Origin of the sequence: Mangrovibacter sp. MFB070, from assembly GCF_000705335.1 — a bacterium.
GTDB lineage: Bacteria > Pseudomonadota > Gammaproteobacteria > Enterobacterales > Enterobacteriaceae > Mangrovibacter > Mangrovibacter plantisponsor.
Window position 1 is genome coordinate 189,287 of record NZ_JJMI01000008.1, and the last position, 8,743, is coordinate 198,029.

General features: G+C 49.1%; 8 protein-coding genes, 1 rRNA gene and 1 other annotated feature. Of the genes, 5 read left to right on the forward strand and 4 right to left on the reverse strand.

Features of this window, described 5'->3' with window-relative positions; translation table 11 throughout:
* Positions 1–47: 47 nt before the first annotated feature.
* The gene (locus DT73_RS03715) at positions 48–917 is read left to right on the forward strand and encodes an SMP-30/gluconolactonase/LRE family protein (protein ID WP_036104059.1); all 870 of its coding nucleotides are present in this window, start codon (positions 48–50) and stop codon (positions 915–917) included.
* Positions 918–946: 29 nt separating this feature from the next.
* Here the strand turns inward: DT73_RS03715 and pheA are convergent, their stop codons facing one another.
* From pheA to bamD, 4 genes are all read right to left on the reverse strand, one after another.
* On the reverse strand, positions 947–2,107 hold the full coding sequence (gene pheA, locus DT73_RS03720; RefSeq protein ID WP_036104061.1) for a bifunctional chorismate mutase/prephenate dehydratase: 1,161 nt from the start codon (positions 2,105–2,107) through the stop codon (positions 947–949).
* 21 nt (positions 2,108–2,128) lie between these two features.
* Positions 2,129–2,255 (reverse strand) — a sequence feature (Phe leader region).
* On the reverse strand, positions 2,183–2,254 hold the full coding sequence (gene pheL / locus DT73_RS26540; RefSeq protein ID WP_197499305.1) for a pheA operon leader peptide PheL: 72 nt from the start codon (positions 2,252–2,254) through the stop codon (positions 2,183–2,185). (Overlaps the previous feature by 72 nt.)
* 102 nt (positions 2,256–2,357) lie before the next feature.
* Positions 2,358–2,690, reverse strand: a complete 333-nt coding sequence (gene raiA, locus DT73_RS03725; protein ID WP_036104065.1) for a ribosome-associated translation inhibitor RaiA — start codon at positions 2,688–2,690, stop codon at positions 2,358–2,360.
* Between the two features lie 268 nt (positions 2,691–2,958).
* The gene (bamD, locus tag DT73_RS03730) at positions 2,959–3,696 is read right to left on the reverse strand and encodes an outer membrane protein assembly factor BamD (protein ID WP_036104069.1); all 738 of its coding nucleotides are present in this window, start codon (positions 3,694–3,696) and stop codon (positions 2,959–2,961) included.
* Between the two features lie 132 nt (positions 3,697–3,828).
* Between bamD and rluD the strand changes: the two genes are divergently transcribed.
* The 4 genes from rluD to DT73_RS03750 form a co-directional block, all read left to right on the forward strand.
* Positions 3,829–4,809: a 23S rRNA pseudouridine(1911/1915/1917) synthase RluD gene (gene rluD, locus DT73_RS03735; RefSeq protein WP_036104071.1), complete on the forward strand. Its 981-nt coding sequence runs from the start codon at positions 3,829–3,831 to the stop codon at positions 4,807–4,809.
* Positions 4,806–5,534, forward strand: coding sequence for a purine nucleoside phosphorylase YfiH (gene yfiH, locus DT73_RS03740; protein ID WP_036104074.1), 729 nt, complete (start codon positions 4,806–4,808; stop codon positions 5,532–5,534). The genes rluD and yfiH overlap by 4 nt, the downstream gene beginning before the upstream one ends.
* Positions 5,535–5,663: 129 nt before the next feature.
* Complete coding sequence (gene clpB, locus DT73_RS03745) at positions 5,664–8,237, forward strand: ATP-dependent chaperone ClpB (protein WP_036104076.1); 2,574 nt, start codon at positions 5,664–5,666, stop codon at positions 8,235–8,237.
* Positions 8,238–8,675: 438 nt separating this feature from the next.
* Positions 8,676–8,743: ribosomal RNA gene (locus tag DT73_RS03750) — 16S ribosomal RNA — on the forward strand; the annotation flags it as partial.

Consider the following 8,743-nt stretch of genomic DNA (forward strand, 5'->3'; position numbering starts at 1 on the left):
AAAGCCAGCAGGGTAAATCTGCTGGCTTTTTTATTTTGGGGGAAACCATGGGGACGCCAGAACTGTTACTGGATTATATCGGGCACTTGCCGGAAAGCCCGGTGTGGGATGAGCAAGCAGGATCTCTGTACTGGACTGATATCCTGGAGCAGGAAATTCATTGTTTCCAGTTATCATCGCACCAGCATCGTGTTATTCGTTTTCCTGAAGAAGTTGGTTGTTTTGCTTTGCGCCAGTCTGGTGGTTTTATTGTGGCAATGCGTAGTGGTATCTGGTTGAGTAACGCAACGGGTATTTTGCTGCACAAAGTGTGTGATAACCCCAATAACCCACAACTTGCACGGTTTAACGATGGTGGTACAGACCGCCAGGGCAACTTTTATGCCGGAACCTTTTGGGCGCCAGGTGATTTCAATGGTGCGTTATTGGTGCGTGTTGACGACGCTTTGCAATCACAAGTAATTCAGTGTGATTTGCAGGGTGCTAATGGGCTGGCGTTCAGCCCATCGGGTGAATACATGTATAACTCAGATTCACCTAACCGCGTGATTTACCAGAGCAGAATAGATGAGCAGGGCGGTCCTGGTGTGCGCCGGGTATTCCGTAATTTCACCCCAGAAGAGGGGCTACCGGATGGTGCTGCTGTGGATGCCGAAGGGTGCTACTGGAGTGCATTTCATGGCGGCAGCCGTATTGCCCGCTTTTCACCACAGGGGGAACAGTTACTGGAAGTGCGCCTGCCGGTACCTATGCCTACTATGGTCTGCTTTGGTGGTGCGGATATGCGCACGTTGTTTATTACCACCACCCGGGAAAATATGAGTGACGAGGGGCAGGCTGAGTACCCCTTATCTGGCGCTATTTTCACCTTGCCGGTGGATGTGGAAGGGATAGCTGCAACCCGTTTTGCGGGCTAGCAGTGTGCTGTTCCACTGGCGAAAGACGGCTATGCCGGTTCAACTGGAATTACATTTTCGCTGGGGTAGCATCCCAGGACTTTCAGGTAACGGGTGATGCTTTCCAGCTCAGCCAGAGCATGTTGCATAGCGCTGGATTGCAGGTTGGCCTGAATATCCAGGTAAAACATTTCTTCCCACGGGTTACCGTGAATCGGGCGGGACTCCAGCCTGGTCATAATCAGGTTGTGGTTGCGCAGCACCAACAGTGCTTCAACCAGCGCGCCTGCCTGTTGCCCGGTAGCCATCAGCAGTGTGGTTTTGGCCGGGACCTGGTCAGAAACGTTTACAGGTTTGCGGGCCAGAACGACAAAGCGGGTAATATTTTGCTTCTGGTTCGCGAGATTGCGTTCCAGTACTTGCAGCCCGTATAAAGCGCCGCCAGGTTCACTTCCCAGAGCTGCGACAGAAGGGTCTGAAGACTGGGCCACTTTTTCCATTGCCGCTGCAGTGCTCTCACAATATTCAATATTCCAGTGCGGGTAGCGGTTGATGAACTGGCTGCATTGCTGAAAGGGTTGTGGGTGGCTGTAAACGGTTTTGATTGTATCAAGGTCCGTTGTTGTGGATACCAGTACACAATGGTCAATAGGCAGTGTCAGTTCGCCCACAATAGACAGGTTGGTGTGTTGCAGCAAATCATAAACATCATTGATTGCGCCTGAACTGGTGTTTTCCAGTGGAACAACGGCGTAGTCTGCCTGGCCTGTTTCGACCTGGTTGAAAATATCCTGAAATTTATTGCAACCACACTCAACAAACTCTTCAAAATGGCGTGCAGCATACTGGCGGGAAGCCAGGTGCGACCAGGAACCTTTGGGTCCAAGGAAAGAGATACGTGCGGTGTGTGGGTTCGTTTTGTTCAGGCTTTGTTGCAGAAGGGCTTGCTGGGTAAGAACGGAGTCTTCAATGATCAATTGAAACAGGCGGGTAATATAATGTGCGTCGAGTTGCTTTTGTTTACCCAGAATAATCAGGCGCTCAAGCAAATCTTTTTCCCTGTCAATGTCGCGCACAGGCCGGTGTGTTGCCAGTTTCGCTTTACCTACTTCCACCGCCAGCGCTTTACGCTCAGACAGGAGATCCAGCAGCTTCTCATCAACTGCGCTGATTTTGTCCCGCAGGGCCAGTAATGGATTTTCCGGAGTCATAACTCAACCTTTTTGTTAGCCATAAAAAAGGCCTCCCGGTTTGGGGAGGCCTGCTTATTCGTCTTCGCGTGCTTCTTATATGACGAATCGCCCCCCCGAGATGGGGAAGATAAAGAAGAATGCGAAGAAGAACAGACGTTGTTTCATGTAAGTTTCTCTGAAAGTGATACAAGTAAAGTACCCGCAGAGTTTTCGTTCTGTCAATAAAAAACGCGCCCGAAGGCGCGTTAGAGAATGTATCTGCGATGTATCACGCTTCTTCAGCACTGATCACATCTTTAACTGAAGCATCGGCCCGGCGGGCTTCACTTTTGTGCTGTACCTTATTCAGTTGGCGCTCCAGCTTCGTTATCAGTTCATTAATGGCGGCGTACATATCTTCATGTTTTGCGCTGGCCACCAGATGCCCATTCGGTGTGTTGATGGTTGCATCTGCAACAAAACCCTTAGGTTCTTTGGACAAAATAATATGCGGATTAATAAGATGCGTTTGCCATTTGTCCAGTTTGGAGAGACGTTCGGTGACATGCTGGCGAATAGCTGGGGTGATTTCCATTTGTTTGCTGGTAATGTTCATTGTCATAAATTTACCTCTTGTCTTTCCGTCTTGGTGATTTCAGCATACCGCGCTGAATGTCAAAATGCGTGAGTAAAATCACGTAATTTTGTCACTTTTTGTCAATCTAACGTGTTTTGTGAGGCAGGACAGGATGAGGCTATTTAGGCCTTGTCGAATACGCTAAAAAGCGCCATAGTTGACTGGATAACACAACTGCAAAAGTGACAGTCTGTGTGTGAATAGCATAAAAAAACGGCAGCCTGTGGCTACCGTTTTTTGTGTGAAGCACTAATCAGGTGTTCGGGCTGTTTGACGCAATAATTTTGGCTACTTTATCTGCCTGTGCGTCCAGCTGCATTTTGCGGTAGGCATTTTCCATCAGAGGCAGGGCATCACGAGTAGCCTGCGTATCCTGGTAGTTTTTCAGCATACCTTCCACACGGTTAACAACAGCAACCCAGGCTCCACGTTTGGTGTAATATTGCGCCACGGAGAGCTCATATTTTGCCAGGCGGTCTTTCAGGAACAGCATCCGTTTCTCTGCATCGTTCGCATACTGGCTGTGCGGGTAACCACGTACCAGTTTAGAGAAATCGTTGAACGCATCACGTGCATGCTGTGGGTCACGGTCTGAACGATCCACACCGAAGAAACCTTGCAGTGCGCTGTCGTCGAGTGCCATGTTGGTCAGACCACGCATGTAAAGCACATAATCAATGTTAGGATGCGTGGGGTTCAGGCGCAGGAAGCGGTCAATAGCTGCCTGTGCCAGCGGCAAGTCTGCGTTTTTATAATAGGCGTAGATAAGATCCAACTGAACTTGTTGCGAATATGGGCCAAAAGGATAACGGTTATCCAGCGCTTCAAGTTGCTTTATCGCCGCTTTCCAGTTACCGTCCTGCAGCTTTTGCTGAGCAGTCGCGTAAATTTCAGAAGGCGGATTATCAGGCACCTCATCTTTGGAGCTGGAACAACCAGCCAGAGCAAGGCTCAGTGTGGCGGCTGCCAGCAGATATTTCATACGCATCATGACGTTTTGGCTTTCCTCAAAATGTTATTCCGGGAGACTTTCCGTGAAGCTTCCGGTCAAGACCAGCTACAATAGCACACTATATTAAACGGCAAAGCCGTAAAAACCCAACGTTAAACAAAGAAGCTGTATATGGCACAACTAGTACAACTCACTGCAACGGTATCCGAAACTCAGCTCGGTCAACGCTTAGATCAGGCTTTGGCTGAATTGTTCCCGGATTATTCCCGTTCTCGAATAAAAGAGTGGATTTTGCAGGGCCGCGTTCAGATTAATGGCCTGGCTTGCGATAAGCCTAAAGAAAAAGTGCTTGGTGGGGAACAGGTTTCCATCAATGCGGAAATTGAAGAAGAAGTGCGCTTCGAGCCGCAGGATATCCCGCTGGATATCGTGTACGAAGATGAAGACATCATCGTTATTAATAAACCGCGCGATTTGGTGGTTCACCCGGGGGCTGGTAACCCGGACGGTACTATTCTAAACGCATTACTGCATTATTACCCGCCGATTGTGGATGTTCCTCGGGCAGGGATTGTGCATCGCCTGGATAAAGACACCACCGGGTTGATGGTGGTCGCAAAAACCGTCCCGGCGCAGACGCGTCTGGTTGAGTCTCTGCAGCGCAGAGAAATTACCCGTGAATATGAAGCTGTGGCAATTGGGCATATGACCGCGGGCGGTCTGGTTAATGAACCCATCAGCCGGCATCCTACTAAGCGCACTCATATGGCTGTGCACCCAATGGGTAAACATGCTGTGACGCACTATCGGATTATGGAACAGTTCCGGGTGCATACCCGCCTGCGCCTGCGCCTGGAAACTGGCCGTACTCACCAGATTCGCGTCCATATGGCACATATCAGCCACCCGCTGGTGGGTGATCCATTATATGGCGGTCGCCCTCGTCCACCAAAAGGTGCTTCCGAAGCATTTATTGACACCTTGCGTAAATTTGACAGGCAGGCGTTGCATGCCACCATGCTGCGTTTGTATCACCCCATTTCCGGTATAGAAATGGAATGGCATGCTCCTATTCCACAAGACATGATTGATCTTATTGCTGTAATGCGTGACGATTTCGAAACCTACAAAGATCAAGTGGACTGGTTATGACCAAAATTATCACCCCGCAATGGCCGTTACCCGAAGGTGTAATGGCGTGCAGTAGTACCCGAATTGGTGGGGTGAGTCAGCCACCCTGGGGGAGCCTGAATTTAGGCGCCCACTGTGGTGATGATACCGCGCATGTGGAACACAACAGGCAAATTTTTTATACGGCAGCTGGTTTGCCGGCTCAGCCCGAATGGCTTGAGCAAGTTCATGGCACGCATGTCCTTAATTTGGATTCTCCCTGGGAGAATAAACGTGCAGATGCGGTATATACCCGGCAAAGAGGGAAAGTGTGTGCTGTTATGACGGCAGACTGTTTGCCGGTTTTATTGTGCAATACTGCGGGTACGGAAGTGGCCGCGGCGCATGCTGGCTGGCGTGGGTTGTGTGAAGGTGTTATTGAGGCAACCGTTGCTTGTTTTGAAGATAAACCAGCCAATTTACTCGCATGGTTAGGCCCGGCGATTGGCCCTGAGGCCTTTGAAGTTGGCCCGGAAGTGCGGGCCGCATTTATGGAAAAGGCCCCGGAAGCACAGCAGGCATTCAGGCCTGCGGGTGAGAAATATTTCGCCGATATTTACCAACTGGCTCGCCAGCGCCTGGCAAACCTGGGTATTACCCGGGTATATGGCGGTGACCATTGCACATTCAGTGAACCCAGTACGTTCTTCTCTTATCGCCGCGACAGGACTACCGGGCGTATGGCAAGTTTTGTCTGGCTGATATAACCTATTAAATCAAGACGATCCGGAACGTGTAACTTTTCCCAAACATAATTATGGTCATTAACCTTGAATAATTGAGGGATGACCTCATTTAATCTCCAGTAGCAAATTTGACCTGTTATGGGAGGAATTATGCGTCTGGATCGTCTTACTAACAAATTCCAGCTTGCTCTCGCTGATGCCCAGTCTCTTGCTCTCGGGCACGACAACCAATTTATCGAACCGCTTCACCTGATGAATGCTTTATTTAATCAGGAGGGGGGTTCTGTACGTCCTTTACTGACTTCTGCTGGCGTTAATACCACTCAGCTTAAAAGCGCCATGGAAAATGCGCTATCCCGGCTACCTCAGGTTGAAGGTACCGGAGGCGATGTTCAACCTTCGCAGGATCTGGTGCGTGTATTGAACATGTGCGACAAACTGGCGCAAAAACGAGGCGATAACTTTATTTCGTCAGAACTGTTCGTTTTGGCTGCGCTGGAGTCGCGTGGTTCACTGGCAGATATTCTGAAATCTGCTGGAGCAACAACTGCCAATATTACACAAGCGATTGAACAAATTCGCGGAGGGGAAAACGTGAACGATCAGGGTGCCGAGGACCAGCGGCAAGCCTTAAAAAAATATACGCTTGACCTGACTGAACGTGCGGAACAAGGCAAACTTGATCCGGTTATTGGCCGTGATGAAGAAATTCGCCGAACCATTCAGGTATTGCAGCGCCGTACTAAAAACAATCCAGTATTGATTGGTGAGCCTGGTGTGGGTAAAACCGCCATTGTGGAAGGACTTGCCCAACGTATTATTAACGGCGAAGTGCCTGAAGGCTTGAAAGGCCGCCGTGTTCTGGCGCTGGATATGGGGGCGCTGGTGGCTGGCGCTAAATACCGCGGCGAGTTTGAAGAACGGCTGAAAGCAGTGCTGAATGACCTGTCCAAACAGGAAGGTAACGTCATTCTGTTTATTGATGAATTACACACAATGGTGGGGGCTGGTAAGGCCGATGGCGCAATGGATGCGGGAAATATGCTGAAACCGGCACTTGCCCGTGGTGAGTTACATTGCGTTGGGGCTACCACACTGGATGAATATCGCCAGTACATTGAAAAAGATGCTGCGCTGGAACGTCGTTTCCAGAAAGTATTTGTCGCGCAACCGAGTGTTGAAGACACCATCGCTATTTTGCGTGGTTTGAAAGAGCGTTATGAATTGCATCACCATGTGCAAATTACTGACCCGGCCATTGTTGCCGCAGCAACGTTGTCACATCGTTATATTGCAGACCGGCAGTTGCCGGATAAAGCGATTGACCTGATAGATGAAGCCGCTTCCAGCATTCGTATGCAGATTGACTCGAAACCTGAAGAGCTGGATCGTCTTGACCGCAGAATCATTCAACTGAAACTGGAACAGCAGGCGTTACTGAAAGAATCTGATGATGCCAGTAAAAAGCGTCTGGAAATGCTTAATGATGAGTTATCTCAGAAAGAGCGTGACTACGCAGAGCTGGAAGAAGAATGGAAAGCTGAAAAAGCGTCGTTGTCCGGTACTCAAACCATTAAGGCTGAATTAGAACAGGCCAAAATTGCCATCGACCAGGCTCGTCGTGCTGGTGACCTGGCAAGGATGTCTGAACTGCAGTACGGTAAAATTCCCGAACTGGAGAAACAACTGGCAGCAGCAACGCAGTCTGAAGGTAAAACGATGCGCTTGTTGCGTAATAAAGTGACTGATGCAGAAATTGCTGAGGTACTTGCTCGCTGGACGGGGATCCCCGTGTCCCGCATGTTGGAAAGCGAGCGGGATAAGCTGTTGCGTATGGAAGAACAGCTGCATCAGCGTGTGATTGGCCAGGATGAAGCGGTCCAGGCCGTTTCGAATGCTATTCGCCGTAGCCGTGCAGGGCTTTCTGATCCTAATCGTCCAATTGGTTCTTTCTTGTTCCTCGGCCCGACAGGGGTTGGGAAAACAGAACTGTGTAAATCACTGGCGAACTTTATGTTTGATAGTGATGACGCCATGGTGCGCATCGATATGTCTGAGTTTATGGAAAAACACTCGGTTTCCCGCCTGGTTGGGGCACCTCCAGGATATGTCGGTTATGAAGAAGGTGGCTACTTGACAGAAGCGGTGCGTCGCCGTCCGTATTCGGTCATTTTGCTGGATGAAGTCGAAAAGGCACATCCTGATGTATTCAATATCTTATTACAGGTATTGGATGACGGGCGTCTTACTGATGGCCAGGGGAGAACCGTCGATTTCAGGAATACTGTGGTCATCATGACTTCAAACCTGGGGTCTGATTTAATCCAGGAAAGGTTTGGGGAACTTGATTACGGCAATATGAAAGAGCTGGTGATGGGCGTAGTGACTCATAGCTTCAGGCCTGAGTTTATCAACCGTATTGATGAGGTGGTTGTGTTCCATCCGCTTTCGGAGCGCCATATTGCTTCTATTGCGAATATTCAGTTGCAGCGGTTGTATAAACGCCTGGAAGAACGTGGCTATGAACTTCATATCACTGATGAAGCTCTGGCGATGCTTGGTGAAAATGGCTACGACCCGGTTTATGGTGCGCGGCCGTTGAAACGGGCTATTCAGCAACAGATCGAGAACCCACTTGCTCAACAGATTTTATCGGGCGAGTTGATTCCGGGGAAAACAATTGAGTTGAAAGTTAAAGATGGCGCGATTGTCGCAGTGCAGTAAATCACAAAAATAATAAAAACAGGCCTCGCGGGGCCTGTTTTTGTATAAAAAGTATTCAATAATCACGGTTTGAGATGGAGTTTGCCTGGAAAATAATCGAACGATAATTTTTTCGTATTAAACACTTGCCAGCTTCAGATTAGGCCCTATAATGCGCCTCCACTGACACGGCACAACGGCAAACAAACCGGCCTGTCAGGCAAAGTTAAGTGAAAATAAATGCTTGACTCTGCAGCGGGGAAGCGTAATATACGCAGCCCGCGCCACCCGGAAATACGGTGGCAACGCTCTTTAACAATTTATCAGACAATCTGTGTGGGCACTCATAAGCACTGATATCTTAACGTCGAAAGACGCTAAAAATTATCAAGTCTTAAAGAGTGACTAACAGTTAATTCATTACGAATAAACAGTTTAATTCTTTGAGCATCAAACTTTAAATTGAAGAGTTTGATCATGGCTCAGATTGAACGCTGGCGGCAGGCCTAACACATGCAAGTCGAGCG

Coding starts and splice junctions, on each gene's coding strand:
- bamD (WP_036104069.1), bottom strand. CDS start 3,696: ATGATGCGTATGAAATATCTGCTGGCAGCCGCCACACTGAGCCTTGCT.
- rluD (WP_036104071.1), top strand. CDS start 3,829: ATGGCACAACTAGTACAACTCACTGCAACGGTATCCGAAACTCAGCTC.
- DT73_RS03715 (WP_036104059.1), top strand. CDS start 48: ATGGGGACGCCAGAACTGTTACTGGATTATATCGGGCACTTGCCGGAA.
- yfiH (WP_036104074.1), top strand. CDS start 4,806: ATGACCAAAATTATCACCCCGCAATGGCCGTTACCCGAAGGTGTAATG.
- pheA (WP_036104061.1), bottom strand. CDS start 2,107: ATGACTCCGGAAAATCCATTACTGGCCCTGCGGGACAAAATCAGCGCA.
- raiA (WP_036104065.1), bottom strand. CDS start 2,690: ATGACAATGAACATTACCAGCAAACAAATGGAAATCACCCCAGCTATT.
- clpB (WP_036104076.1), top strand. CDS start 5,664: ATGCGTCTGGATCGTCTTACTAACAAATTCCAGCTTGCTCTCGCTGAT.